At 48.2% G+C, this 26,427-nt stretch carries 22 protein-coding genes; 14 read left to right on the top strand and 8 right to left on the bottom strand.

Features of this window, described 5'->3' with window-relative positions; genetic code table 11:
* Window positions 1–105: 105 nt before the first annotated feature.
* Entirely contained in the window at window positions 106–954 is an 849-nt protein-coding gene (locus tag ACJJIL_RS12845; RefSeq protein WP_445359885.1) for an alpha/beta fold hydrolase, read from the bottom strand.
* Window positions 955–1,158: 204 nt separating this feature from the next.
* Here ACJJIL_RS12845 and ACJJIL_RS12840 point away from each other — a divergent pair, with 204 nt between their 5' ends.
* On the top strand, window positions 1,159–1,950 hold the full coding sequence (locus tag ACJJIL_RS12840; RefSeq protein WP_444932839.1) for a nucleotidyltransferase domain-containing protein: 792 nt from the start codon (window positions 1,159–1,161) through the stop codon (window positions 1,948–1,950).
* Between the two features lie 139 nt (window positions 1,951–2,089).
* Here ACJJIL_RS12840 and ACJJIL_RS12835 read toward each other — a convergent pair whose 3' ends face one another.
* A complete protein-coding gene (locus ACJJIL_RS12835; protein ID WP_413665315.1) occupies window positions 2,090–2,578 on the bottom strand; it encodes an Lrp/AsnC family transcriptional regulator in 489 nt (162 codons plus the stop codon).
* A 637-nt stretch (window positions 2,579–3,215) separates the two neighbouring features.
* Between ACJJIL_RS12835 and ACJJIL_RS12830 the strand changes: the two genes are divergently transcribed.
* On the top strand, window positions 3,216–6,728 hold the full coding sequence (locus tag ACJJIL_RS12830; protein ID WP_445359884.1) for an indolepyruvate ferredoxin oxidoreductase family protein: 3,513 nt from the start codon (window positions 3,216–3,218) through the stop codon (window positions 6,726–6,728).
* Window positions 6,729–6,752: 24 nt separating this feature from the next.
* Here ACJJIL_RS12830 and ACJJIL_RS12825 read toward each other — a convergent pair whose 3' ends face one another.
* Entirely contained in the window at window positions 6,753–7,424 is a 672-nt protein-coding gene (locus tag ACJJIL_RS12825) for a ChrR family anti-sigma-E factor (RefSeq protein WP_444896826.1), read from the bottom strand.
* Between the two features lie 7 nt (window positions 7,425–7,431).
* Window positions 7,432–8,046: a sigma-70 family RNA polymerase sigma factor gene (locus ACJJIL_RS12820; RefSeq protein ID WP_445359883.1), complete on the bottom strand. Its 615-nt coding sequence runs from the start codon at window positions 8,044–8,046 to the stop codon at window positions 7,432–7,434.
* Window positions 8,047–8,300: 254 nt separating this feature from the next.
* Between ACJJIL_RS12820 and ACJJIL_RS12815 the strand changes: the two genes are divergently transcribed.
* The 9 genes from ACJJIL_RS12815 (at window position 8,301) to ahr (ending at window position 16,279) form a co-directional block, all read left to right on the top strand.
* A complete protein-coding gene (locus ACJJIL_RS12815; protein ID WP_444913448.1) occupies window positions 8,301–8,729 on the top strand; it encodes a nuclear transport factor 2 family protein in 429 nt (142 codons plus the stop codon).
* Complete coding sequence (locus ACJJIL_RS12810; protein WP_444896828.1) at window positions 8,730–9,509, top strand: SDR family NAD(P)-dependent oxidoreductase; 780 nt, start codon at window positions 8,730–8,732, stop codon at window positions 9,507–9,509.
* Window positions 9,509–10,759, top strand: coding sequence for an NAD(P)/FAD-dependent oxidoreductase (locus ACJJIL_RS12805; RefSeq protein ID WP_444913449.1), 1,251 nt, complete (start codon window positions 9,509–9,511; stop codon window positions 10,757–10,759). The genes ACJJIL_RS12810 and ACJJIL_RS12805 overlap by 1 nt, the downstream gene beginning before the upstream one ends.
* A gap of 13 nt (window positions 10,760–10,772) precedes the next feature.
* The gene (locus ACJJIL_RS12800) at window positions 10,773–11,564 is read left to right on the top strand and encodes a DUF1365 domain-containing protein (protein WP_444913450.1); all 792 of its coding nucleotides are present in this window, start codon (window positions 10,773–10,775) and stop codon (window positions 11,562–11,564) included.
* A gap of 2 nt (window positions 11,565–11,566) precedes the next feature.
* The gene (locus ACJJIL_RS12795) at window positions 11,567–12,835 is read left to right on the top strand and encodes a class I SAM-dependent methyltransferase (RefSeq protein WP_445359882.1); all 1,269 of its coding nucleotides are present in this window, start codon (window positions 11,567–11,569) and stop codon (window positions 12,833–12,835) included.
* Window positions 12,836–12,972: 137 nt separating this feature from the next.
* On the top strand, window positions 12,973–13,488 hold the full coding sequence (locus tag ACJJIL_RS12790) for a DUF2878 domain-containing protein (protein WP_413665324.1): 516 nt from the start codon (window positions 12,973–12,975) through the stop codon (window positions 13,486–13,488).
* Window positions 13,481–14,215: a hypothetical protein gene (locus ACJJIL_RS12785; RefSeq protein WP_444913451.1), complete on the top strand. Its 735-nt coding sequence runs from the start codon at window positions 13,481–13,483 to the stop codon at window positions 14,213–14,215. Before ACJJIL_RS12790 ends, ACJJIL_RS12785 begins: the two co-directional genes overlap by 8 nt.
* 177 nt (window positions 14,216–14,392) lie before the next feature.
* Entirely contained in the window at window positions 14,393–14,788 is a 396-nt protein-coding gene (locus ACJJIL_RS12780; RefSeq protein WP_413665326.1) for a YMGG-like glycine zipper-containing protein, read from the top strand.
* Window positions 14,789–15,259: 471 nt separating this feature from the next.
* Entirely contained in the window at window positions 15,260–16,279 is a 1,020-nt protein-coding gene (gene ahr / locus ACJJIL_RS12775) for an NADPH-dependent aldehyde reductase Ahr (RefSeq protein WP_444913452.1), read from the top strand.
* A gap of 120 nt (window positions 16,280–16,399) precedes the next feature.
* On the opposite strand, the gene ACJJIL_RS12770 is transcribed toward ahr, so the two are convergent.
* Window positions 16,400–16,888, bottom strand: a complete 489-nt coding sequence (locus tag ACJJIL_RS12770) for a DUF4334 domain-containing protein (RefSeq protein WP_444913453.1) — start codon at window positions 16,886–16,888, stop codon at window positions 16,400–16,402.
* Window positions 16,889–17,873: 985 nt separating this feature from the next.
* On the opposite strand from ACJJIL_RS12770, the gene ACJJIL_RS12765 reads away from it, so the two are divergent.
* The 3 genes from ACJJIL_RS12765 (at window position 17,874) to ACJJIL_RS12755 (ending at window position 20,624) form a co-directional block, all read left to right on the top strand.
* Window positions 17,874–18,899 carry an alpha/beta fold hydrolase gene (locus ACJJIL_RS12765; protein ID WP_444913454.1) on the top strand — a complete coding sequence of 342 codons (1,026 nt, stop codon included), beginning with the start codon at window positions 17,874–17,876 and terminating at the stop codon, window positions 18,897–18,899.
* A gap of 95 nt (window positions 18,900–18,994) precedes the next feature.
* The gene (locus tag ACJJIL_RS12760; RefSeq protein WP_445359881.1) at window positions 18,995–19,987 is read left to right on the top strand and encodes a sensor histidine kinase; all 993 of its coding nucleotides are present in this window, start codon (window positions 18,995–18,997) and stop codon (window positions 19,985–19,987) included.
* Between the two features lie 13 nt (window positions 19,988–20,000).
* A complete protein-coding gene (locus tag ACJJIL_RS12755; RefSeq protein WP_445359880.1) occupies window positions 20,001–20,624 on the top strand; it encodes a response regulator in 624 nt (207 codons plus the stop codon).
* Window positions 20,625–20,821: 197 nt separating this feature from the next.
* Here the strand turns inward: ACJJIL_RS12755 and ACJJIL_RS12750 are convergent, their stop codons facing one another.
* From ACJJIL_RS12750 to ACJJIL_RS12740, 3 genes are all read right to left on the bottom strand, one after another.
* Window positions 20,822–22,798, bottom strand: coding sequence for an NHL repeat-containing protein (locus tag ACJJIL_RS12750; protein WP_445359879.1), 1,977 nt, complete (start codon window positions 22,796–22,798; stop codon window positions 20,822–20,824).
* 840 nt (window positions 22,799–23,638) lie between these two features.
* The gene (locus ACJJIL_RS12745; RefSeq protein WP_444913458.1) at window positions 23,639–24,154 is read right to left on the bottom strand and encodes a TlpA family protein disulfide reductase; all 516 of its coding nucleotides are present in this window, start codon (window positions 24,152–24,154) and stop codon (window positions 23,639–23,641) included.
* Window positions 24,154–26,262 (bottom strand): TonB-dependent receptor plug domain-containing protein, encoded by a 2,109-nt coding sequence (locus tag ACJJIL_RS12740; RefSeq protein ID WP_445359878.1) that lies wholly within the window; start codon window positions 26,260–26,262, stop codon window positions 24,154–24,156. Before ACJJIL_RS12740 ends, ACJJIL_RS12745 begins: the two co-directional genes overlap by 1 nt.
* Window positions 26,263–26,427 lie beyond the last annotated feature (165 nt).

Below are 26,427 nucleotides of genomic sequence, written 5' to 3'. Positions count from 1 at the left end.
TAGCAATAAGAGGCTTTTAACTGCTGAGCGGGAAAGAATACTCGAAAGACTAAGCCTACAATCGGTTTTCATGCCTTATAGGTATTCTTTCCCTGCTCTTTATTATTAAGTTACAGGTTGCTGGTCACAGCAATTAGCAATGCTTTCTCTCACAAGTTGGCAAAAGTGTGCAGGATCTTCCAGAGGCAGCATATGATTTGCTGAGCTTACCTTTTGTGGATGAGTATCTGGAATCAATGTACCTGCCGCAAGCGATACAGTTCTAAATAGCTGGCGAGTATTGCTGCCGTAGGCCACGGAAACTGGAATAGATATGCCTGAAAGGCTAGTTGGGTTCAGTGCGGGTTGTTCAGTTTGATTAAGCTGCAGAGGTAGGGTGTAGGCATTATCCAGCTGCTGTACACGATATTTAAGGGGCTGCTGAGAGAAGTAGCCTGCTTGATTCCCAGAGCCGTCGATTAGTAGTTTAACGGCAGTATCCAGTTCACCCTCAGCTGTTGTTTTAAAAATTTCTGCAAACATAGATTCAGCATCTCGGCGATACTCTTCCATGTCATTGTTTTCAATGTATCCCGGATATCCAGGCTCATAAAGGTACAGACTTTTGATTAATTTAGGTGCCTTTATAGCAGCATTTAAGCTCACATCGGCACCATAGGACCATCCTATTAGGTGGACAGGACCTATATCTAGTGCCTCAATCAGCCCTACCAGGTCTGCTGCATGGGTATCAATTCCAAAGGGGCCTTCTGAAGGGTTACCCGGGTTACCGAAATGCCTTTGGGTGAATGAAATCGCTCTAAATTCACTTGATAGAATTTTGCAGTGTTCTTGCCACATACGAGCATCGGCCAGAGCACCATGTACAAAAACAATGGGTTCTCCCTGTCCCTCCTGGAAATAAGAGATAGAGTGGTTGTTTACAGTGATAGAGTCTTTTGGATTTCTGTCCATGGGGCTAGCTTCCTGGGAGCCACTTTTTAGCGCTTATCATAGTCTATAGGAGCTTTATGCTTAACATTTTCTAGTCCAGTTGTTAGGAGAGAGAGACAGCTGCCCTAATGGCTCTCTTATGAGAGTAACCGATAGGTCTCCTATGGGTAATCAACGAGTTTTTCGGGTATAGTTGATTTGTTTTGACGTAGTAGGTAGATGTAAATGGAATCGCTGATAAAGGACCGCTTGAAATCACTGGAAGTAGAGCGAGATATTGAAATTATCTATGCCTGTGAATCAGGAAGTCGCGCATGGGGATTTGAATCCCCTGATAGTGACTGGGATGTAAGGTTTATCTATAAGCGTAATATTCAGCAATATCTCACTATAGGTACTCCCAGAGATGTCGTTGAGGTTCCATTTGATAAGAAACTTGGCGATGAACTGGACTTGGTCGGCTGGGATATCAAGAAGACTTTAACTTTAATGAGGTCAAGTAACCCCACTTTAATCGAGTGGCTATTTTCGCCAAAGGTCTATTTTAGAAATGAAGATATTTTGGAATCATTGCAGGATTTGGCTCTAAAATGTTGGCAGCCGCGAGCATTAGCTCATCACTATGTCAGTATGGGATTTAATACTTATTCCAGATTTATTCAGGAGGGTGATAAAGGCTTTAAAGAGATTAAGGTCAAGAAGTTACTTTATGTGCTGCGTTCACTGCTTAATGCCCTGTATATAAAAGAGTTTACAAAAATTCCTCCTGTGGACTTTAGTCATATGTACAACGAATTGTTGCCTTCCTCAGGAAGTGAGTGGCTTCTGGATATTCTTTCCAGTTTGATTGTGAAAAAGAAGGAGCTTGAAGAGGGTGATTTGATAGCCGTTGATGGCAAACTGGATAGCTGGATACAAGAAAATTTGGATAGATCTGGTGCCAATTCTATAGAGGAAAGGCCAAAGTTGGATCTTACAGAATTTGACAGGCTTTTTCGTAAAGTGGTTGGTGTATAGTCTTTTAAATCAGGCGGATAGGGCGTCACTTAACACGCGAGTATACAACCCCAAAAGTACTGAGTAACTTGTAATACTGCCCAGTGAATAAACTCAAAGCTGAATAGACGCCCGCAAGAATGCAGGCGTCAAAAGAGGCTCAGCTTTGGTTTTCCAGCAACTGATCCAGCGGCAACTCAGTGCGGTAACGCACCTGCTTCAAAGAGAAACTGCTTTTAATATGATCGATGCCAGGGAGCTCAGTGAGTTTTTTATCCAGGAATTCCTGGTAAGCCTGCAAATTGGGTACAACAACGCGCAGCAGGTAGTCGAAATCACCGGTCATCAGGTAGCACTCCATCACTTCCGGCCATTGGCCGATAACCGACTCGAAGTCCTGCAACTCTTTTTTCACTTGGTGGTTAAGAGTAACCTGGATAAATACACTTACCGGCAACCCAACCTTTTCCGGTTCAAGCAGGGTAACTGCGCGTTTTATAAATCCTTGCTCGTTTAGATTTTTAACCCGCCGTGAACAGGGGGAGGGTGAGAGGCAGACTTTTTCTGCAAGCTCAATATTTGGAATGGTGGCATCCTGTTGAAGGATTTCCAGAATTTTCTTGTCGATGGCATCCAGTAAATAGGCCATGGTTATATTCCGTATCTCATCTCTCTGAACGTACGCCGGTACCGCCGGCTGCTAATCATCAACCTGCCAGTGAATCTTTGCTTCCCAGCGTTCTCCGGTAAATTGTGTGCATTGCGTACATGGTTTTTTTTGGTTTGTTATGGCAGTAGCTTCCTATACTGCGCATCTTTTGTGAGACCTTCTCGTTTTTTATTAATTTCCCGCTAATGGGTACTTTGCCCAACCGGTTGATACTGGTTAGCTGTAAACGGGCGGAAACTGATATCCCCTGATCAGTTCCAGGCTATGCCTCTCAAAAAGCTGAACCTTTGGCGCTTATTTAGTCATACAGAGTGTGAAGGCCAGAGGCGAGCACCATAAGAGGGCATCTCCTTTCCGTTGTATCCCCCAAAATACTTCATTTTGAGTGATTTGTTGCCAGTAGCTGGTCATCTTTAGCGAGTTATGGCGGCATTATGCCTGAGTTGGGCCAATTTTGGTATGACCTGCTCTGCCGGGCAGTGTTAATTTTAGCGCTATTAAACAGCTCTGGTCTGTTCTGCTGTAACTCGGGAGATGCCGCGAATATTTTCGCGACATGTTACTGGCGTCGAGAACCGGAGTGATGAAAGCAATAAAGATAAAATAGGTGGTACCCATGGCAATGGTCGAAGGCGATCAGGAATTGGGCTTTGATAGCGAGTATTCGCTGAAAGCGGCTTTTACCCGTGAATCCGGCCGTGTATTCCTGACCGGAATTGACGCCCTGGTTCGTTTGCCCTTAATGCAAAAGCGCATGGATGAGCTGGCGGGCCTCAATACAGCTGGCTTTGTTTCCGGCTATCGCGGCTCCCCATTGGGCGGTTACGACCAGGCCCTGTGGCGGCACAAGAAGTTGTTGGCCGAGCGGGAAATCCATTTTGAGCCGGGCATTAATGAAGACCTGGGGGCGACCAATATTTGGGGTACCCAGTTGCTGGATCACTATCGCCAGCAGGCAACGAAAGACGGCGTCTTTTCTATTTGGTATGGCAAGGGCCACGGTGTGGATCGCACCGCAGATGTTTTCCGCCAAGCCAATATTCAGGGCACCTCAAAATTGGGTGGTGTTTTGGCGCTGTGTGGGGATGACCACACTGCAGAATCCTCCATGTTTTCCCACAATACCGACCAGATTTTTGAGTCGGTAATGATGCCGCTGATATTTCCGTCCTCCATAGATGAGTACCTGACCCTGGGCCTCGCGGGTATTGCCTTATCCCGTTTTTCGGGCTTGTGGGTGGGCTTTAAGGCAATTACTGAAACTGTAGAGGCCGGTGCTTCCTTGATTGTGCCGGAGTTGCCCCAGTTTACAATTCCAGCTGACTTCCCAATCCCGCCACACGGCCTGAACTACGATCCCCACCTGAATTGGCCTGCCGAGCGCCTCGAGTACGAGCGCCGTATGCTGGAGGAGCGTTTGCCCGCAGCCAAGGCATTCGCCTATGCCAACCGCCTGGATAAAACCACCCACAGTGCGGAGCGAAAACGCTTCGGCATTGTAACGGTGGGTAAGGCCCACGGTGATTTGCTTGAGGCTTTGAAACTGCTCAACTTATCAGAGGCAGATCTGAACTCAGCAGGCATCTCCATCTATAAAGTGGCGATGTCCTGGCCGCTGGAGCCTAGGGGCATCAGTGAGTTCGCCAAGGGCATGGAGCGCTTGCTGGTAGTCGAGGAGAAGCGTCCCCTGGTGGAGGATCAGCTGAAAAACCTGCTCTACGGTTGGGAAGATAGTTATCGTCCGAAGGTAGTCGGCAAGAAAGACCTGGATGGCAAGGATCTGTTGCCGGCAGTGTGGGGCTTTGGCCCGGATCAGGTGGCCAAGGCCATTGCCCGCTGGCTGGTGGATACTGAACTGGCGACACAGCTGATTCCCCTGGCAGAAAAACTGGGGGGCAATGTCGCTGCAAAGGCTCAGGGCTTGTTGGCTCGTGAACCCATTTTCTGTGCAGGGTGTCCTCATAACACTTCCACCAAATTGCCAGAAGGCAGTTTGGGGAGTGCCGGTATTGGCTGTCATATTATGGCTTTGGGCAAAGGCCTGCGCACTGATACCTATTCCCATATGGGAGGCGAGGGCGCCCAATGGGTAGGACTGCACCGTTTCTCCAGCGCCGAGCATATTTTCCAGAATATGGGCGATGGAACCTACAACCACTCCGGGCTATTGGCTATTCGCCAGGCCGTGGCGAGCCAGGTGAATATCACCTACAAAATTCTTCTGAACGATGCGGTGGCCATGACCGGTGGCCAACCCGCTGATGGCGAAGTTAATGCTCCCTCCCTGGCTGCACAGTTGCTGGCCGAAGGGGTTGGTACGGTTATTCTTTTGACCGAGAACCCCGACCACTGGCGTGAACACCGCAGCCAACTGCCCACTGCCGTAGAAGTTCTTCCCCGCTCTGAGCTGGACGCCGTGCAGCGTCGCCTGCGGGAAACTGCCGGTGTGACGGCGATTATTTATGAGCAGGTCTGTGCGGCCGAGAAACGCCGCCGCCGCAAGAAAAAACAGATGGTCGATCCATCCCAGCGATTGCTGATTAACCACCGGGTCTGCGAAGGCTGTGGCGATTGCAGTGTGCAGTCCAGCTGTATTGCGGTGGAGCCGCTGGAAACCCCGTTGGGGCGCAAGCGTCAGATCAATCAGTCCAGCTGCAACAAGGATATGCGCTGTGCCGATGGTTTCTGCCCGAGCTTTGTCACTGTGGAAGGGGGAGAACTGAAAAAGCCCCCGGTGCAGTCCCTGGCGGATGCCTTGGACGTGGCTATTGCCGGATTACCTTCTGCGCCGGTCGCGACTCTGGCCCAGCCACTCAGTATTTTGGTGGCCGGCATTGGTGGCAGTGGTGTACTTACCGTGGCGGCACTGCTGGGTATGGCGGCGCACCTGGAAGAGAAGGGCAGTACAACTTTGTACTTTACCGGACTCTCACAAAAAAATGGCGCCGTAGTGGCTCATGTGAAAGTGGGAGAAAACCCCGAGGCGATTACCACCGCTCGTATTCGCGATGGCGCGGCGCAGTTGTTACTGGGCTGCGATATGGTCACCGCCGCTGGCCAGCGAACCAAATTTGCCACCGGCGAAATGCGTGCCCTGGTAAATACTGCTGAAGTACCGGTAGCGGCCTTTGTTCGCGACAACGAGCTGGCATTCCCTGCCGATGCGACCCAACAGAGTATTGAGTCTCTGTGTGCGGAATATTTTGCCTTTGATGCGAATAAATATGCTCAGGCACTGTTTGGCGATACCGTAGCCAGTAACTTGATGATTATGGGTTTTGCCTGTCAGAAAGGACTGTTGCCAATCGGTGAAGCGGCCCTGGAACGGGCCATTGAGCTCAATGGTGTGGCGGTAGAGAACAATCTGCGCGCTTTCCGCGCGGGCCGTTTGCTGGCGGAAAACCCTAAAGCGATCGAGCAATTGGCAGTGCCGGCCAAGCCGGTGAAATTGGTGGAGCCCGAGGAGTCAGTAGAGCAGTTGCTGGAGCGACTGGCGGCAGAGCTTCGCGACTATCAAAGCCCGGCCTATGCGGCAGAATTCCTTCGCCATATAGAGGCGCTGCGCAAAGCAGAATCCTCACTGCCAGCTGCTCGGGGCGATCTTACCCGTATGGGTGCGCGCAGCCTTTATAAAGCGATGGCTTATAAAGATGAGTACGAAGTGGCGCGCCTCTACACCGGTGAAGATTTCAAGCGACAGCTACGTGAGACATTCAGCGGCGACTACACCCTGAAATTCCATATGGCGCCGCCGCTTCTTGCTCGCCCCGATAGCAGTGGTCGCGTGCGCAAAATGCAGTTTGGCCCCTGGATGGGCAAGCTGATGCCGCTGTTGGCTAAGGGCAAAGTTCTTCGCGGTACTGCACTGGATGTCTTCGGTTACACCCAGGAGCGCCGTGCTGAACGGCGCTGGGCCCAACAGGTGGCCAAAGCAGTTGATAGCGTAGCCGCGCATCTGTCCGGCGAAAACCTGTCAGAGGCACAAGAGCTGCTCGAAATCCCCCTTCAAGTGCGTGGCTATGGCCATGTGCGCGAGGAAAAATTCGCGGCGGTCAGCGATCGTTGGGATGAGCTTTCTGCAGTATTTGTGGACGGGGAGCAAGAGCCGACTTCTCTGGCGGCGTCCTAGACGCCGCAGCTCTTTTAATCGGTGTCAGCCCGGACGAAACGGGATAAGGCGGTTTAGCAACCAGCCGCTGACACCGGTAATCGCCACCGGTGCCTGTACTGCAGAGAAGCACAGGCACTCTTGATCTTCTGTGACCGTCGGGCGGTGCACGTCGCCGGGTTCCCGCAACAGAAAGTCCCCTGGACTATAAACACCATCGCTATCAGAGAAGCTGCCGTACAGAACCAGGGTGAGTTCGTAGCCCCGGTGATCGTGCTCTGCAACTTTGCCGCCACAACTCAGGCGATGAAAGCTCACTTCATATTGATCCTGCCCGGTTTTTAGTCGACACATTTTTAAGGCGGGCGCGATAGTTTTCCATTTGATCGGGGGATTTTTTTCCAGCAGCTTGTGCACGACTGGCGGCGCATCCGCCAGCATGGGCTCTGTGGATTTGGATCTCTCGGGAGCCACTTGTTGCGCCGGTTTAGCTGCCTGATCAATACGTCCCATCAGGCGTTGGAAAGCCTCATCGTTTACGGCCTGTGGTGCACAGGACTCCAGAATGGAGCCACCCAGGGTGTTCATGGTTCGATATTGAGCGCGACACTCGGCACACATTTGTATATGGGCGGAAACGACCAGGCTGGCGCCTTTGGGCAGGCTGCCGGAAGCGTATTCAAGGAGTAAATTTTTATCGGGGTGGTGGCGAATCATACTAAACCTACTTGGCCAACCTCGCTTGTAACTTCTTTAGGGCCAGTCGCACGCGGGACTTTACCGTGCCCAATGGTAATTCCAGCTCCTTGGATATCTCACTGTGGGATTTTCCCTCCATATAAGCCTTTTCCAAGACGTGGCTCTGTTCTGCTGGCAGGCTGTGCAGGCCTTCCGCAACTTCCTTTTCGTTGCGTCTTCTCTGTAGAAATATCAACGGTTGGTGTTCGGGGGTTTCATCCCAAACATCCATGGCTTCAATAATCTCGGCGTTTTGATGACGCCCGTTGCGGCGCAACATGTCGATACGAGTGTTGCGCATAATGGTGAATATCCAGGTGCTGGCAGAAGCCTTACTGGCATCGAAGCTGGGGGCCTTGCGCCAGACTTTAAACAGGGTTTCCTGAACTAGCTCATCGGCGGCTTCAGCGCTAATTGCCTGGGTGGTGCGGCTGTGATGGAAACCCTTAATTAGTGGGGCAAAGTGGTGAAAAAGCTGCTCAAAGGACTGGCGATCACGCTCCGCACCGACTCGCGTCAGCAGGGCACTCCAGTCCTGGTCCTCTCTTTGTGGCAGTTTCACCGGGCGTATTTCACTTTTTGCTTGGGGGCTATGCGTCATGTTAACGGTCTTTCTGTCGTTGTCGATACTCACGCAATCAAGCATGTCTGGAAATTAGTGTTGAGACCTGTTGTGGTACATCCGTGTACCACATTCTGCAGCAGGCTCTCAGGGGGAGACTTCCAAGTTGTCCGCTAACTACTTACGCAAGCCGAGCATAACTGGATCTCTCTGTCCTACCTTTTATTAAGAGGTGATCCACCCGAAGGGTAGTGGCGTATTTATCCGCAGATAGAACAGTAAGGAATCCGATGATGAGCGTGTTGATTGAGGAGCTAGAGGAGTACTACAAAGATTTCCTGATGCAGGAAACTGGTAGCCTTGGATCACTTTATAGCGACGATGTCATCTTCTGTGACCCATTGCATCGGATAGAGGGGTTGCCTGCTTTAAAGAGTTACTTTGCGGGAATGAGCAGGGGGCTTACCCAGTGCCGCTTCCAATTTGATGATCTGCCGGTGGTGGGCGAGGGCAGCGCCTGCCTTTCGTGGATCATGCACTACCGACACCAATCACTCAAAGGTGGACGCCCATTACAACTTCGTGGCTGTAGCCTGTTGCGTTACACCGATAAGATTCACTACCACGAGGACTTTTACGATATGGGTGCCATGGTCTACGAGCAGGTGCCGGTATTGGGCTCCTGCATTGGTTTTATCAAGTCGCGAATGGAGCGCAACTAAGTGTCCCAGGGGATTCGCGATAAAACCATCTGGGTCACAGGTGCTAGCTCGGGTATAGGACGCGCGCTTACATTGCGCCTGGTGGAACAGAATAATTTTGTGATTGCCAGCAGTCGCAGGCTGGATGCGCTGACGGAGTTACAGAACATAGCCCCCAGTCGCCTCAGGGTTCTGGACTGTGACCTCAGTGATGATGCGGTGATGCCGGGTGTTGCTCGGCGATTAGCGGACTTCACAGATCATCTGGATATGGTGATTGCTTGCGCTGGTACCTGTGAATATGACGACGACCTTCAATTGGATGTCACCATGTACCGACGGGTATTTGATGGCAATTTCTTTGCCTTGGTGAATACCTTAAAGTGCGCGCAGCCACTGTTAGCCGCAAGCCGGTCTCCGGTATTTGCCGCGCTCGGCAGTCTCTCGTCAGTGGTACCTTTTCCCCGCGCCGAAGCGTATGGCAGTTCCAAAGCGGCGGTGGCTTATTTTCTGGAGTCGGTGCGCGCCGATACCAGCCTTACTCCACTTCGAGTGGTCCACATTCGCCCGGGGTTTGTCGACACCCGCCTTACCCAGCGCAATGACTTTGACATGCCTTTTTTAATGACTCCAGAGCAGGCTGCCGAGCGTATTGAACAGGGGCTCTGTGGCGTTGGGCACACAGTCGATTTTCCCAAACGGCTCAGTTGGTCTCTGCGGTTTCTGGGTTTTTTCAGCTCAATCTGGTTCCGTTTTTGCGTACCCAAAATGACAAGAATCCGCACACTAAGGAAGAATTGATGCGAATCGCTATTGTTGGCAGCGGCATTGCCGGTCTTACTGCCGCTTATCTATTGAATCGAAAGTACGATGTCACCCTGTTTGAAGCACAGGCGCGCCTGGGAGGGCATACCGCTACGGTTGATATTGACGAGGGGGGACGCCGGTTAGCAGTGGATACCGGCTTTATTGTATACAACGACTGGACCTATCCGAATTTTATTCGCTTGCTTAAAGAGCTGGGAGTTCAATCCCAACCCACCTCCATGGGCTTTAGTGTGCGCTGCGATCAGGAGGGGTTTGAATATGCGGGTAACAATCTCAACAGCCTGTTTGCCCAGCGCTCGAACATCGTCAGCGCTGGGCACTGGCGTATGCTCTGGGACATAGTGCGCTTTAACCGCAATGCCCTCCGCGACTGGCAGGAGGGGAGGCTGAGCGAGACATTGACCCTGGGTGAGTATCTACCTGCGAACGGTTACTCCGCGGAATTCGCCAATCGTTATTTGGTACCTATGGGCTCTGCTATCTGGTCTGCCAGTGTGGCGCAAATGCTGGAGTTTTCTGTCAGTTTCTTTGTCCGCTTCTTTGTCAATCACGGCCTGCTCAACCTGGTGCGCCGCCCGCAGTGGCGAGTGATCAAGGGCGGGTCGCGTGAATATATTGATCCGTTAATACAATCTTTCGCAGATAAAATTCGCTTATCTACGCCCATTGAGGCGGTGCAGCGTTGCAGGGAAGGTGTGAATGTTCGCACCGCAGCAGGGGAAAATTTGGAGTTTGATGCCGTTGTTTTCGCTTGCCACTCCGATCAGGCCCTTCAATGTTTGACCGACCCCAGCGGCAGTGAGCAAAAAATCCTGGGGGCTATACCCTATGCAAAAAATGCCGTGGTCCTGCATACAGACAGCACCTTGCTACCCCGTCACCGTCGCAGTTGGTCGAGTTGGAATTACCAATTGCGCAGTGAACAGGATGCACTGCCTGTTTTGACATACAACATGAATATACTTCAGGGCTTGAATACCGAGAAAACCTATTGTGTCACCCTGAATGCCGAAGAGCTTATCGATCCCAAGTCTGTGCTCGGTCGTTTTGAATACTCCCATCCCCAGTTCTCTGTGGCCGGAACACGAGCGCAACAGCAGTGGGATAGTATTAATGGTGTTAACCGCACCTGGTTCTGCGGTGCTTATTGGGCAAATGGATTTCATGAAGACGGTGTAACGAGTGCGTTGCGAGTGGCTCGGGGGTTGGGTGTTGACTGGTAAGGAGGCCGGTATCATGGAAAGTGCGATTTATACCGGGTGGTTGGAGCACCGGCGCTTTGCGCCCAGAGCTCATCAGTTTCGCTACCAGGTTTTTATGATGTACGTCGATCTGGCAGAGGTGGAAGCCATTTGTCAGCTCTCACCTCTTTGGTCCTCCCAGCGGCGCGCACCTGCGAGATTTTGTCGCAGTGATTTTTTTGGCGATGAATCCCTCAGCCTTGATAAGGCGGTTCGACAGCGGGTGGAGGAGGAAGTGGGAGAGCAGCCTTCCGGACCTATTCGCTTGCTGGCCAATTGGCGCTACTTTGGCTACAACATGAATCCACTCAGTGTTTACTATTGTTTCGATGCTGAGGGACAGAATGTGGATTGGCTGCTCCTGGATGTGCACAACACTCCCTGGAAAGAGTGTCACAGCTATGTTTTGGATTGCCGTAATAATACCAAGTTGCAAAAAGCGACCTTCGCAAAAACATTTCATGTCTCGCCTTTTATGCCCATGGCCCAAGGGTATCGATGGAGGGGGACAAAACCTGGGGAAAAGCTGACAGCTTACCTGCAAAATTTTGATGCGAGTGCCGATGATACAGAAGATGGCACTCGCCCAATGTTTGATGCAACCCTGAGTTTACAGCGCTGCGAAATTAGCGGCCGATCGCTTAATTCAATATTGATCCAGTACCCCTTGATGACCGTAAAAGTTATAGCCGCCATTTATTGGCAGGCACTGAAATTATGGGTCAAGCGTATCCCGGTATTTTCGCACCCTCGCGACGACGCCGAGGTTCAGGCAGGAGATAAATAACTATGAGAGCAGTTCAGGAAGTTGATCAGGCTTCGTCGTCAAAATCAGAAGTATCGGCACAGTCCTGGCTCGTTCGCCTGGCGCGCAAGCTGGTGTTGGAAAAACTCAAGGGTATTGATCGTGGCCACTTGCTAATCGAAGAGGGGGAGCAATGTTACCACTTTGGCCAGAGACCAGAAGAGGCAGAGATCTCGGCACATATTTGCGTACATGATCCATCCAGCTATATACAGGTGCTATTAAACGGAACCATTGGTTCTGGAGAAGCCTTTATGCAGGGCGCCTGGACCTCAACCAATACCGTGGACCTGATTCGCCTGATGGTGGACAACATGGAACTGGTGGAAGGTATCGATAGTCGTTGGAGCTATTTACCCCGATTAGGCCTGCGCTGGTTACATCAGTTGAATGCGAATAACCGCAATGGCTCACGCAAGAATATTTCTGCACACTATGACCTGGGCAATGAATTTTTTCGGTTGTTTTTGGACAGGACCATGCTGTATTCATCTGCGGTCTACCCGTCTGAAAATGCAACCCTGTTTGAAGCCTCTAATCACAAACTGGAACTGATCTGCCGAAAGCTAAAGTTAAAACCCTCCGATCACCTCCTTGAGATTGGTACTGGGTGGGGGGGGATGGCCATTCATGCTGCCAAGTACTATGGCTGTAAAGTAACAACTACTACAATTTCCCAAGAGCAATATGACTATGCCCGTCAATGGGTGAAGCATGAGGGGTTAGAGGATCAGATAACTCTTTTATTACAAGACTATCGGGACCTGCGAGGTAAGTACGATAAAATTGTATCGATTGAAATGGTGGAGGCAGTAGGGCACGAATTTCACAAGACCTTCTTCGCTGGTTGTAGCGAATTACTCAAAGAAGATGGCTTGATGGTGATGCAGGCAATCACCATTCGCGACCAGCGCTACCACGAGTATCGTAGAGAGGTCGACTTTATCCAGCGATATATCTTCCCTGGTGGCTGCCTGCCGTCTAATCAGGTTATTGCGAACCATATTAGCAACTCAACAGATATGCAGATTGTGGGACTAGAAGATATCACGGCCCATTACGCCCGCACTTTAAATGACTGGCGCAAAGCATTTTTTGAACGAATATCCAAAGTTCGTGAGTTGGGTTTTGATGAGCGCTTTATCCGTATGTGGGAATTCTACTTATGCTACTGCGAAGGAGGATTTCTGCAGCGAGTGATTGGTACTGCCCAGTTTGTGTTTGCCAAACCGCGATATCTGGGAAACTTCTAGAGTCTCTCCGGTTAATCTTGTGATGTGTTTGATTTTCAGAATGGCTCAGGATCAAGGCGTGATTTCAGGGAATTGTTTAAACCTTTTAAGAGTTTGCAATCCAAGGATATTACGGAATCAACCAGAGGCTCTCCTGCATGTGGCGTTTTGTCGCTAATGCCTTACTTTTCGATATCGCCTGGCCACTGTGCGTCATAGTGGCCAAGGTGTGGTTGGTGGTTCCCTTTACTCTGGTGAACCTCTTTGTACATTTACGCTATATCGCCAATTTGCCCAGGGAACCGCTTTGGTTGGCGGGGGTGTTTATCTTTGGAGTGTCTATAGACTCTATCTTGTTTCATTTGGGGGTGATGCGAAATGACAGCGGCTCCTCCTGGCCTCCCTTATGGCTGATCTGCCTGTGGTTGAACTTTGCCATGACCTTACGATACAGTTTGGTCTTCTTACAGAAAAATCTATGGCTGGCGGTAATCCTGGGTGGTTTTTTTGGACCGTTTAGTTACTTTACCGGTGCATTCCTAAATGGCACTGTGGAATTGCACAGGCCCTTGTGGCAATCCCTGGGAACACTAAGTGTAATTTGGGCCTGCATCCTGCCGTTGTTTGCCTATTTGGCAAGAAAGATTTGTCAAAAAGAGGTGAGCAATGCTTGAATTTATTGCGATGTCGGCTATTGCCGGAAATAACTGTCACTATGAAGGGCCTTTCCTGGTCAAAGGTTTGGCCTATGATCCGGATAATCAACAGTTGCAGTACTGCGAATATTATACTTCGCAAGATAATGGCGAAATAACTGTTTTCTACTATGCACCCCAGGGTGATTTGATAGCAGAGAAAACTCTTCGAGAGCGAAGTGGCCCCGCAGCTGGTCGCAGTGCCTTACCTAGCGTCACTCAAATAGATCGGAGGCACGGCGAAGTCCGTGAAGTCCTTTGGGATGACGGCCAGTGGATGATGCGCTATAGAGCCAACGAGGACGAAGCCTGGAAAGTAAGTTTGCGAGAGGCACGAAGTGTTGATGTAGTTGATGCAGGCTTTGATACTTATGTGCGTGACCACTGGGACTTATTGTCTTCAGGAAAAACTCTTAAATTCAATTTTGCTTCGCCACTGCATGGTCGATCGATAATGCTGCGCGCTAGGGCAGTATCCTGTAATCAAGCGGCAGGTGAAAATACTTGTATACGAGTAGATGTTTCCCAGCCTCTTATCCGCCTTTTCGTAGAGGACTTAAATCTCACTTACGATACGGAGAGTCGGCGATTAAAGAGTTTTAAGGGCATAGTAAATATCCTCGATCCACAAGCGAAATCTCAAGAATTAGAAGTGTTTTACCAATATTCAATTCTGCCTACAGGAACCCAACCTGCAGATCCATAGATAAAAGGCGCCCTCCACTAATAGCTACAACACTATTTACGCCTGTTGGATTTGTTGCCCAGCGGGTCATTCATTTTTAGGCGCCAGACTGGCGTCAAGTTCTACCAGCAGCTAAACCTAAAGAAGAAAAGCGTGACAAGCTCACTATCCTGTGGCGAAAGCGATATGGGGTGTTTGATGAAGACTGCTATTTCTGTAACTGCTGGAATTATGATGTCGCTGCTTTACGGTTGTGCGAATCAGCCAGAGCAGGTTCCCGGTGCCGGTGGAATCGTTATCGATACCTGGGGCGTTAACATGAATCAGTATCAAGCGGACCTTGCAGAGTGTAAGGGAATCGCTTACTCCACGTACAGTGACCAAGGGCGCAGAACAGCTGCCGGTGCTGCGGGTGGTGCTGTAGTAGGTGGTGCGCTCGGTGCAATAGTCGGTGACAGCGGGCGTGCTGCGGTAGCCGGAGCCGGTGCCGGCGCGCTTGTAGGGGGCTTGTCAGGGGCGGGTAGTGCGAGCTCTGAGGCAACCTACATCATCAAGAATTGCCTGGTTGGTCGCGGATATCGAGTGTTGAATTGATCTTCTGCGTAAAACTGCGGTCCAATTTCTCATCAGTCCTCTGCTATTCAGCAACCTCACAGGACTTGGCACTGGCCGGGGGAAGTACCCCCGGCCTTTTTTCTGTTTTACAGCTTTAATTTCAATCTTTTACTTTCTCCCGGTTAACACTTTTAATTTCTGTGCTAGGGAGCCTCTGAATAATTCCGTAATGCCTCTGCAGCCTTCAAGGCCCGCCCTTCGGGGCATGCAGAGCGATTCACACTCCGCGTTGCAACTTCTTGAAAGGTCTAGACATTCCTGCGAAGTCGCGCCTTGATTGTGAACCGCTCTGCATGCCAGAGGCATCACGGAATTATTCAGAGGCTCCCTGGATAGTAGGGCCACTAGTTTCTAGAAAATAAAATTGTAAGGGTGCAATAAAGTCTACAGCTGAATGGCGTCTAAACTTTTAAGGTCATTTGTGATTTCCTTTTCTTCAAGGAGCCCGCCATGTCTACTGCATCAACTATTAATGCCTATGCAGTCTTAGAGGCCGGCGGTCCATTTAAGACCTACCAAATTGCAGCAGGAGATTTGGGCGCAACAGAAGTTGAACTGGAAATCATGTACTGTGGCATCTGTCATAGTGACTTGAGCATGATTGAAAATGAATGGGGTATTGGACAGTACCCTATGGTTGCCGGTCACGAAGTCATCGGCCGTGTAACCGCGATGGGGGAGCAAGTAGCTCATCTTAAAAAGGGTACGGTGGTTGGATTGGGGTGGAATTCAGGCTACTGTGAGACATGCCATACTTGCCGAATTGGTGACCTCAACTTATGTAGAGAGGCAAAGTTCACCATACTCACCAATGGAGGCTTTGCCGATAAAACCAGGGCGGATATGAGTAGCCTGGTTGTTATCCCTGATGGTGTGGATTATGCATCGGCCGGCCCCATTTTATGTGCGGGTATTACCGTATTCAATCCATTGGTCCAATTTGGTATCAAACCCACTGACAAAGTGGCTGTGATTGGTATTGGTGGGTTGGGCCATCTTGCCTTGAAGTTTTTCCATGCCTGGGGATGTGAAGTTACCGCGTTTACTTCCAGCGAGGAAAAACGCAAAGAAGCCTTAGCTCTCGGTGCTCATAAAACACTGAACTCCCGCGACCCCGCAGAGATTCAAGCGGCGGCAATGAGCTTTGATTTTATTCTGTCGACTGTGAATGTCAGTCTTGATTGGGATCTGTATATCCAGGCTCTGAAACCTAAAGGGCGTTTACACTTTGTTGGAGCTGTAACTAACCCAATACAATTTACTCTATTTCCCTTGTTATATGGGCAACGCTCAATTTCAGCATCTCCTGTCGGCAGCCCTGGTACCATCGAAACCATGCTTGAGTTTGTGGCGCATCATAAGATCAAACCTGAGATAGAGATTTTCCCAATGAGCCAGATAGAAGCGGCATTTGAGCATTTGAAATCTGGTAAGGCTAAGTATCGGATTGTGTTGTCGCAGGAAGGGTAGGGATATTTAACTGGATCAGCTTCTGGGTGAGGAGAGCGCAAAGTCACACTACAAAGGAGCTTAAGTTAAAAGTATGGGGTTGGGATTTAGGCAGAAGCAATTCAATAGAAAACGATAAAGTCAGTTAGTTTTTTTCATAGTGAAGAACATGCGGCCATCCATTCCTTTTCTCTCCATAAGTCCTAGAATATGATCCTCATCGACTTTTCGCATCATATCATGCATAGGTATCGTGTCATAAATCATGGTGGCACTTGATTTCCCTCTGTGTTCCAAGATGCGCAGGCGGGCTTGGGCTTTTGCGGTTATATGTAGTTGTTGGGTGCGGAAGAACAAAGGGGCATCGTAAGCGTTGATAGATTTGAAGTCTGAATCCCAGCATAGTAAAGGATAGACCGTTTCAGAATCAATAAACTCTTTGCCGTACCAGCGTTTTCCTGCATCCATTTCATGCTGTAAAGGATGTTGTGTGTTAAATCCTTGCGCTTCCCATCGGCCGATAAGAGAGTTTATTGATATAGGTGAGAGATTATCGTAAAACTCAAGCAGTTCTTGTGGATCTACCTGATCCAATTTTTTAAGTTTTTCTAATGTGGTTAAGAAGTGCATGAGCTTGATTTAGTAGGGTATGTTTCTGGAGCATGTAATTGGAGAATAGCTTTCCAACATAACTAATACTGAGTATAGAAGTAGGAATATTTTTAATCAATTATTCTTGCTGTGCTTGGCCGCTGATTTCAATGATGGTTACCCCTCCGGCAGAGAGCCTAGAAACACTGGTCTTCGGTACAATATTCTTTGAGGAATTGGGTAAAACTAATACCTTCCTGGAACTGCACCTAATTACGAGCCATGATCTTTACCACTGTGAATCAAGTAAATGGCCGTGTCTATGTAGAGTTCATTGTGACCTTGCAGGGTGGTAATTAGGGGGCTCATGTATATTTCAGAAGCCAAGAATAGAAAATATCAAAGAACTACTCAGGTGCTAGGGAAGTCAAATTCTTATACCCTTTCAGGAAGCAGTGAGGGTATCTGGTCATATAGCCTGTCTGGGAGGGGTGGATCAGGTGCCCACTGCTGCTGAATGTAATACAAGTTGACCATTTGTATTTTTGTACTGCTCAACTGGAATCATCCGGTGCTCGTGAAATTTCTGCTAGAGACTCTGATATCTTCCAAATTTTTACAGAGGTTGGGCATTTTTTATCTTTAGCGGGTGGGAGTAATTTTCTTGCACCAATAATATCCACCTGGGCATTATACAGAGCTATAGGAGCACCAGGCCCATAAAGCAGCTGTGTCCATTGTTGGTTTCTACACCTTATAGTTTCTGTTGCATGATCATTGAAGCTATGAGCTGCAGGCAGGTCCATACATAGGGTTGCACCCTTAGCCCCCTTGTGGAGGATTAATTTCAATATGTACATTTATCATCCAGTCGTTGTAGCTGGGCCGTTTAATCATCAACAAAAGATGACAAATGTCATATATATTTGATGACAGAAATGACTTACCCAATTTCCGCTGTTGCCTGATATTACATATAAATATTATTTCTGCACCGGTGTTACGGTGTTTGTGGAGGCTTACATTGATCAAGAAAGTTTCTTTAATCGTTGGCGCGATAGTATTCTTTTTGGTGATAGTCTGTACTATTTGGGTCCTTACAACGCCCCCGCTACCCAAGGATATCCAGAAACAGCTAAATCTGAGTCTTGAGAAACCACTACCCGAACTGATCTCAGGTCTGAGCGGATATGTTCGCTCAGGGAGCCTTAAAATTTGGTATCAGCTTAAAAGCCCAGAGGAGATACCTGTTCGTGGCACTGTGTTACTGATAAACGGTATGGGCTCTTCTTCTCTGTATTGGCCATCTGAAGTCTATGAGCCACTCTTAGCTGCTGGCTATCAAGTACTACTCACCGATCATCGTGGCTGCGGCGCCTCGAGTTGGGTTACCAACTGGACTAAGGAGACTGCTTACGACCTTTCCGACATGATGCGCGATAACCTTGCGGTTATGGACTCCCTGGGGATAAAGCAAGTTCATGTTATGGGCGCCTCAATGGGAGGGATGATTGCGCAAGAAATGGCCCTGCAATTCCCCAATCGCTTGAAAAGCCTTACTTCAATCATGTCCTCAGGTTTTCTCGACGACCCCGAGTTACCCCAGGGAAAAACCTTCAGATACAATATGCTTCGGCTATTTCTTCGCTATGGACTCAGTGGCTCCGATGAGGGTATGGCTAAGTTGATGGTAAGTACTTATCACAGTCTTCAGGGGCAGGGAGGCTTTGATGTTGAGCATATTGCACACACTACTCTCTACGAACTACGTCATAGGCAAGGATTTGATCATAATCTGCCAGTTCAGCAATTTACAGCAATCTCTCTTTCTGGCTCGCGATTAGAGCGATTGGAGGACTTAGAGGTCCCCACTATGGTTATCCACGGTGATAGAGATCCCCTGTTAAGTATTGCTCAAGCCAAAAAGTATGCAGCTCGCATTCCTGGTGCTAAAACATTGTGGGTAGAAGGTATGGGCCATGCCATGGCACCTGTATATGTGAAAGAATGGATGGAGCATGAAGTACAATTTTTGGAAGCTAATAACTAATGTCGGCATATCACTATCTACAAAGGTTCTATAGTTTCCCCGAGAATCTGAGAGGTGCTCTGAACTTAGTACCTTATTTTCAGATCCTTATATACTTGCCCTTTATTTTTCATACTTTTAGTGAAATTGCTTTTGGGGTGGTAGTGATTTGCCACTTGCTTCTCTTTCCCTTGTTCTTCCTCGTATTTTGGTGTAAAGGAACCAAAGTTACTGCTATTGTCCTGGTGTTAAACCTCTTAGGTGTTATCACTTCTTTCTATTCACTTGCCGGTATCGGTTTCTTTGCCTTTGCAGCTGCAGCTTGCTCAGCGTACAGGAAACTCTACGCATCCCTTGTTTTACTGTGTGTTGTTACTTTTTCCTATTTGAGTACTGCCTACTTAACTGGACAATCACTATATGTTGTTTTGACGGGACTATTTTTTACAGCTATCAACGGCCTGAACTTTCTATTTCAATTGAGAAAGTACTTATCTAATCTGGTTATTAAACAAAGCCAAAAGGAAATTTCCTCTATGGCAAAGACATCCGAGCGTGAACGTATTGCACAAGACTTGCACGATTCGCTCGGTCAGAGTCTCACGAGTATCACTTTAAAGGCGGAGCTTGCCGAACGGCTTCTAGAAGTTGATCCAGCAACGGCACTGCAGCATATTCTTGATATTAAAAAAATATCTAGAACAGCTATAACCGGGATTCGAGAAACGGTATCGAATTATAAAATCAGTACACTGGCGAATGAGCTGGCGAGTTCAAAGTTTGCGCTGGAATCAGTGAATATTACCTGTATACATCATATCGAGGCCACAGAAATACCCCCTCAGGTTGACAATACATTGGCAATGACTATTCGCGAAGCCACCACGAATATTCTACGTCACAGCCAAGCGAGCATGTGTGAAGTTTCGCTGTGGCTTGATAAGCAACTACTTTCTCTACATGTTTGTGATAATGGAAAGGTTGTGGGAAAGGTATCTATGGGCCATGGCCTCAGTGGTATGAGCGATCGCTGGAGCCAGCTTGGAGGAAGTTTGAAAATAGAATTCCAGGGTGGTTGTCATATCTACGCCACAATTCCCCTCAAATAAGTAGTTGTATTAAATGATGATTAAAGTGCTTTTAGTTGAAGATCAAGCGATGGTGCTCGGTGCATTGAGAGCACTACTTGACTTGGAGAAAGATATTCGGGTCGTCGCAACTGCGAGTAATGGGCGAGAGGCCCTTGAGATTTTCGATAATTGCAGCCCGGATTTGGTAGTTAGTGATATAGAAATGCCTGGGATGACAGGTCTTGAACTCGCAGAACAATTACAGCGCCTTATAAATCCTCCCAAGGTTGTGATGTTGACAACTTTCTCAAGGAGTGGCTATATTCGTCGAGCACTCAATGCAGGGGTAAGCGGCTATCTTCTTAAGGATGCTCCTCCGAGCCAGCTCGCTAACTGTATTCGTCAAGTTTCAGCAGGTAAAACTGTGGTTGCTCCTGAATTAGTGCAGCAAGCACTCAATTGTGGGGACAATCCGCTCTCCACTAAAGAGCAGAAGATTCTTCAGCTCGCTTATACTGGGAAAACCACTGAGGATATTGCACGAGAAGTTTCACTCTCCCCAGGTACTATTCGAAATTATATCCACAGTAGCTGCCAGAAATTGAATGTCAGTAATAGAGTTGAAGCGGCACGCTTGGCTCAAAACTATGGTTGGATAGAGCCACTGAATAACTAAAAATCGATTGTTCCAATAGTATAAAATGGGGGAGCTGGTAAGCGCGTGGGTTGGTTTTCTTGTATTTTTTTACGTTTTTTCTAGATCGTATATATGTTTAAGATACTCATATAAGCAGAGTTAGCTTTTAGCTATAAATTGATAAATGGCCGCACATATTCCCTGCGGGTTATACAGCCATTTGTCAAGCGATTTTTTTATCTAGATTTAAAAATCAGAATTCGATGATTGCCAGAATCAGTAACAAATAAGTTGTCTTTATAGCCAAAAATTCCTGTTGGCTCTTTTAAAGTCGAAGCTGTAGGTGATTCAGGTTCATCAGGGTAGCTAATACCATTTTGGTTGGCATCATTTGGCTTGAAGCTTACAAAGTCAGCCTGTCCTAGCACGGTGTCTGCTGGAGCGAAATTACTGGTTGGCCAATTATTCCAAACCAAAACTCTATTGTTCTTCGCATCGGCAACAAAAAGTTGAATGCCATTTGACCAGATGCCAGTTTCTGGGCGATTTAGAGTCTTACTATTTACAGGCCATTCAGTACCGTCTACATCGGGTAGCTCAATATTTCTTTCGCTGAATGAGGGTTGTCCGAGAACAATATCAGCAGGCGCAAAACTGCTGGTAGGAAAATTATTCCAAAGAAGAATTCGGTTATTTCCACTGTCAATAATGGCCAGCTTTTCTCCATCACTCCAAACATCTGTTGGGTCGTATAGGGTGCTTGCTGATAGTTGATATGATATGCCACTTTGGTCTGCATCGTTTGGATCACAGTTTTCTAACCCTGACTGACCAACAAGGAGATCCGGGGAGGCATAACTATTTTCAGGAATTTGGCTCCATATTAACACCCTGGAATTGGCTGCATCAGTAACCATTATTTTGCTATCAGCAACGGCGGCTCCCCAGTTTATCCAAAGTGCCAGGCTTTTACAGGGGGAGATGTCATAATCTCCAATATTTAAAGTCAGTGCAGGCGCTGCTCCTGCTCCGGATACCACACTATCGTAAATAGAAATATGCCTTTCCCGGTATTGAGAAATTAGCAGGTGCTCTCCATCAAAACTAATGTCCGAGGGACCGAATAATTCCTGTTCCGGGTTTGATAAGGCCAGAGTGTCCAGTCCGTCCTTGCCTATTACTGTATTTGCAGGTGAGCCATTTGTAATAGGAATTGAATTGAAAACTAAGACGCGATTGGACGAAGTATCTGATATAAATAGTTTCCCCTCATCATCGATACTGACATCACCGGATGGCTGAAAAGCAAAATTTTTAGCATTTATTCCCAAATCTGTGCTGGAGAAGCTATCTTGCCCTATAACGACCTGTGCGGGATCAAAATTCTCAAAGTAAAAGGGAACAGTAAAGCTATTCTCATAAGTGATCATTGGAATCCCTACAAGATCGTCTATATCAATCTGAATGCTACGATCTTGAGCTGATTTCCAGCCATCTACTGGACTAATCGTTAAGGTATCATTGGGTATATTTGTTTTTGACCAGTTGATTGTATAGTCATCTTCTACGAGAGTACCAGATAGGGCAAGACTCTCGATATCCATGGTCTCAGAGAAGAGGACATTGATCGTGTCATCTTTCTCCAGGCGAGTGATATCTGGCTCGAAGCTAGTAATGGAAGGGGAGAGCGTATCAATATAGTAGGTGGCAGTTAGCGCTTCGATATCATAGCCGGAATCATCTGTGGCGTTAACTGTTAGGGAGTAGTTTGAAGAGCTGGTCCAGTCTCCCCTGGGATGTAATATAAGCGTATCTTCATCGAGTTGAGAAAGCTCACCGGCCTCTCCCATGCTCCCAGATATGACAATGTTGTCGATCAGAATGGCTTCACTAAAATCTAAATAGATTTCCTTATCTTTACCAATAGTACTGCCGCTTAAAGGTGTAAAGCTAACTGTGAAGCGCGAGGTGCCAGTATCGGGGTCTTCTGTTGGAGGTGTAGTGGTTTCTCCATCTCCATCTCCAGATCCGTTCCCGGAACCATTTCCTGTCCCGTTTCCGGAGCCACTCCCGCCTCCACTTACTGGTCCGCTTCCAGAGTTGCTTTCAGGATTAGTGTTCGCTGACTTGTCACTTCCAGAACCACCTCCGCACCCAGAGAGCAGAGCAGTAACTGCAAGGCACATAATTAAATTTTGAGAATTCACTTTCATACATACTTCCCCATTAACAACAAAGGTTAACCTTCTAGCATTTAAATTAATGTTTTTGCTAAAAAAGTGATTTTAAATTTTCTATGTGAATATTGCCTGAATGAGAAGGTTATGGTTTTTCTAAAAAACACATAGAGATATTTAAAATATTTTACCGAGAGTTCTGGTTTGTGTGTAAGAAATAATAGGAATGGGTAGTCATTACCATTTTTCATCTTGCCTGGAAATAAGCAGAAAAGTGATTTGGCAGAAAACAAGACTTACTTGTCTCTGTTAGAGGTTGCTGAAAATTATACTTGTCACTTTTTCAACAGATAATGCTCTCGATCATTACTAAGTTAAGTCGCAGGGATTCTGGTAGGCCACCAGCAGCTTTAGGTCTAGCATATATTGCTATATCTAGGAAATCTGGAAAGGACGGCGGTAATCGCCTGAAGGCGTTCACAATGTTTATGAGCTGCTCTGTTTGATGATGACCGGAATTCATCGACAGAATTTATACTTCGAATAATGTTGAAGGTGATAATGTTAGGTACTTTTCGACGTCTAGCTTATGAAATCAGAAGCCGTGATAGCTTCATTGATTGTTAGTGTTATGTATTTCAGTAGACCTGAAAAGGCAAGTGATTTGCTAGAGGAGTACTATTAATTTATCACTCTGGTATATCGTTAGACTCCTGTCGCCAAAAAATAACGACTCCTAAAATTAGATGCGATGTATTGAAAGGCACTTTGGAAGAAAACGGTGATTGTGTTAGATGAGGGCCGCCAAAAGGGTCTAGGCGAGATCATTGATAACGATTTCAATTTGAAAAATTGAAGTTTAGTTGGTTGTAATAGTTAGCTACTCAATCCATAAAGGTTTTTTGCCTTATTTCCACACCCAAAGCCAAAGCTCTTCTCCAAAATGGGTTTCAGCTTCTTATCCGGGATATAACCCCTTAGCCAGCTGAGCGGCTCTCCGCTGGAGGTTATAAGGAAGCTAAATGGAGTGCCGGGAGTTTCGCCCAGTACTTTTTGAAGCTGTGTGCTTGCTTGAAGCATGGGGAATTCCGGGCGTAGCTTTCGATATTCAGTCAGTAGGGCTTTTCGGGAGCCATTGATACCCAGGGCGATGGGCTGAAACTGTTGGGAGCACTTGCTAGCAAGCCGGTTGAGTGTTCGAACCTGGCGAAAGCACCAGGGGCAGTTCGGTTCAACCAGTACTATCAAGCTGGGTTTCCCTTTGAATTGCTGCAGGTTGATACGCTCGGGGCCGGCGAGGCTGCGCAGTTCAAAATCGTAAAGGGAAATGGCAGCTTCTGTCGCGCCAGTAGGCGCGAACAGAAGTGTGATTAGTGCGAGCCAGGTTCGCATTACAGGTTCCAGTCGAAGCCCAGGTAATATTCACGCCCTCGTAGCGGGCCGTAGATATAGGCTACGTCGTAGGCACCACTGGCATCCCAGAATAGAGGACTCTCACCTTCCTCAACCTGGGTGTAATCTGTCAGGTTGTTTCCGCCCAGATACAGGCTCAGATTTTCAGTGACGTCAAAGGTTAATTTAAGATCTACTGTCCAATAGGCGTCTGCGCTTGTGCTTTTTAACGTGGAGTCGCCCAACTGATTGAAACCTTCGTAGCCAAATTCATCCAAGTCCCGGGAGCCTACCCAGGTAGCGCTGGCGTATAGCATCCAGTAATCCGCTTTGTAATCCAGATTGAATAGTGCACGTTGCTCTACTGGAGCAATGGCAAAAGATTCCCGGAAAACATCGTCGTAGTCATAGGTCTCCAGTGTGCCACCGATAGTCAAATTTTCGGTCAGCGCGTAGCCGAGAGTGATATCGGCAGCACCTACGGAGGCGCTTTCCTGCATCTGGGTAAGCAGTGGTACTCCATCCTCGGTTTCGCTTAGTGCTGCGAGGTTATCTACCTCGGTAAATGCCAGTGACAGGGTGCTGTTGAGGCGTTCTCCCTCGAAGCTCAATGCATAAGTTGCGGATAGAGATTTTTCAAGGTTTTCGATCTCGATGGCAAAGCCATCACCGGCATCAAGAATGCCGTGATCTGTTTCGAAAAAGGATAGGGGGGCTCGGTATCCTCGTCCCAGCGCTACCCGGGAGGTCCACTGATCGTCGTGCAGATAGCGAAGGTCTATACGCGGGGCCACCACCGTTTCATCGATCTCGGTACCGGGTTTTTGCTCGGCGACAAAGTCGGCTTTGGCGTTGTCTACGCGTATGGCCAGTGCCACTTCAATATCCGGTGAAACGGTCCAGGTGTCCTGTATGTAGAGGCCGGTAGTTTGGTAGTCGAAACTGTCTTCGATGTAATTATCGCTTTCTTCCCCTGCGACAGAGTCGGAACGCATGGATTCATCGCGAAGATCGACACCAAATGTGAGCATGTGCTGATCGTTAAGGATCAAATTGTTGCGCAGGTCGAAGTAGTTGAGTGTGTCTGTAGCGGTGTAATCGAAGCCTTCGTAGAAGGAGTCCTGCTTGTGCTCAGACCAGGCGACAGTAAACAGCGTGTTATAGGTTTCGCTGAATTCGTGGAGCCAACTTGAGGAAATTTCACTGCGAGTGGTGGAGATCCATTCGGTGGTTTCCCAGGGTTTGCCAATGTATTGCTGCCGTACATCGTCGTCGACAAACAAGTGGTCAGATTCCACACCATCGTAGCCTTGCAGGACGGAACCAATGCTGTATCCCTGGGGGCCGCCAAAAATACTGGAGTCGGTATAGGCTGTGCGCAGTACCACGTTGTCCCGCTCACCCAGGTCATGGGAGAGGCGAACTACATAACTGGTGTTCTCTTGCAGCGGTGCTTCGCTAACACCGTTGTCATCATTGTCCATCTGGTGGTGCTTATCATCCTGAATGACCAGCGATGTACGGGTGCGTTCATCATCGCTTACATAGCCGCCCATCATGCCTAGGAAATAGCTGTCGTTGTCCTCCATAGAGGCATTGATGTTGAGGCCGGTTTCCTCGACTTCCTTGGAGATGACATTGATGGTTCCTCCGATCGCTTCGGGTGCGAGCAGCGATGCTCCCGCACCTCGGGCCACTTCGATACGAGAGACACCCGTTGTGGCCAGTGCATCCACTGCGTAATAGCCAGCCATCATGGTGTGAAGAGGAACGCCGTCGGTGAGGATGGTGGAATGCTCACCGCGCATACCGTTCAGCATTATTCGTTTAACCCCGCACATGGAGCACTCATTGGAAACCCGAACACCGGGGGACTTTTCAATAGCGTCAGTGAGGTTAACTGCCTGTAGGGATTTGATCAGGCTTTCATCAACAACCTCAGTTTTCTGGATTGCATCCAGCAAGGCTCCGCGCTCATAGAGGCGCTGGCGCACACCGATTACTACGGTTTCCTCCATTACAGTGGGCTGATCTGAAGGAGTTTCATTGGCAAGGGAGGCGGGTACTGCGGCTGCGAGAGCGGTAGCTAGCAGGGTTTTGCGAAACATGAGAGGACTTCCAGCAAGTAAACTGCTGAGTATGATAATGATTCGCATTTGCGGGTCAAGTGGGCAAAGGTGGTAGTTTTAGTGGCTTTGGATTTAGCGGGCCAGGATGTAAGGGCGCTAACTTAGATGGGATACTCAAGGAGTCTATGGATTTCTTTTGGGCTG

This window comes from Microbulbifer maximicatervae (SeqCode), from assembly GCF_052468095.1.
Note: the sequence above shows the minus strand (reverse complement) of the source record. Positions and strands in the feature narration are given on the sequence as shown.

What these genes read in the sequence shown, in the direction of transcription:
- ACJJIL_RS12845 (WP_445359885.1), bottom strand. Translation starts at nt 954, where the DNA reads ATGGACAGAAATCCAAAAGACTCTATCACTGTAAACAACCACTCTATC.
- ACJJIL_RS12840 (WP_444932839.1), top strand. Translation starts at nt 1,159, where the DNA reads ATGGAATCGCTGATAAAGGACCGCTTGAAATCACTGGAAGTAGAGCGA.
- ACJJIL_RS12835 (WP_413665315.1), bottom strand. Translation starts at nt 2,578, where the DNA reads ATGGCCTATTTACTGGATGCCATCGACAAGAAAATTCTGGAAATCCTT.
- ACJJIL_RS12830 (WP_445359884.1), top strand. Translation starts at nt 3,216, where the DNA reads ATGGCAATGGTCGAAGGCGATCAGGAATTGGGCTTTGATAGCGAGTAT.
- ACJJIL_RS12825 (WP_444896826.1), bottom strand. Translation starts at nt 7,424, where the DNA reads ATGATTCGCCACCACCCCGATAAAAATTTACTCCTTGAATACGCTTCC.
- ACJJIL_RS12820 (WP_445359883.1), bottom strand. Translation starts at nt 8,046, where the DNA reads ATGACGCATAGCCCCCAAGCAAAAAGTGAAATACGCCCGGTGAAACTG.
- ACJJIL_RS12815 (WP_444913448.1), top strand. Translation starts at nt 8,301, where the DNA reads ATGAGCGTGTTGATTGAGGAGCTAGAGGAGTACTACAAAGATTTCCTG.
- ACJJIL_RS12805 (WP_444913449.1), top strand. Translation starts at nt 9,509, where the DNA reads ATGCGAATCGCTATTGTTGGCAGCGGCATTGCCGGTCTTACTGCCGCT.
- ACJJIL_RS12800 (WP_444913450.1), top strand. Translation starts at nt 10,773, where the DNA reads ATGGAAAGTGCGATTTATACCGGGTGGTTGGAGCACCGGCGCTTTGCG.
- ACJJIL_RS12795 (WP_445359882.1), top strand. Translation starts at nt 11,567, where the DNA reads ATGAGAGCAGTTCAGGAAGTTGATCAGGCTTCGTCGTCAAAATCAGAA.
- ACJJIL_RS12790 (WP_413665324.1), top strand. Translation starts at nt 12,973, where the DNA reads ATGTGGCGTTTTGTCGCTAATGCCTTACTTTTCGATATCGCCTGGCCA.
- ACJJIL_RS12785 (WP_444913451.1), top strand. Translation starts at nt 13,481, where the DNA reads ATGCTTGAATTTATTGCGATGTCGGCTATTGCCGGAAATAACTGTCAC.
- ACJJIL_RS12780 (WP_413665326.1), top strand. Translation starts at nt 14,393, where the DNA reads ATGAAGACTGCTATTTCTGTAACTGCTGGAATTATGATGTCGCTGCTT.
- ahr (WP_444913452.1), top strand. Translation starts at nt 15,260, where the DNA reads ATGTCTACTGCATCAACTATTAATGCCTATGCAGTCTTAGAGGCCGGC.
- ACJJIL_RS12770 (WP_444913453.1), bottom strand. Translation starts at nt 16,888, where the DNA reads ATGCACTTCTTAACCACATTAGAAAAACTTAAAAAATTGGATCAGGTA.
- ACJJIL_RS12755 (WP_445359880.1), top strand. Translation starts at nt 20,001, where the DNA reads ATGATGATTAAAGTGCTTTTAGTTGAAGATCAAGCGATGGTGCTCGGT.
- ACJJIL_RS12750 (WP_445359879.1), bottom strand. Translation starts at nt 22,798, where the DNA reads ATGAAAGTGAATTCTCAAAATTTAATTATGTGCCTTGCAGTTACTGCT.
- ACJJIL_RS12745 (WP_444913458.1), bottom strand. Translation starts at nt 24,154, where the DNA reads ATGCGAACCTGGCTCGCACTAATCACACTTCTGTTCGCGCCTACTGGC.
- ACJJIL_RS12740 (WP_445359878.1), bottom strand. Translation starts at nt 26,262, where the DNA reads ATGTTTCGCAAAACCCTGCTAGCTACCGCTCTCGCAGCCGCAGTACCC.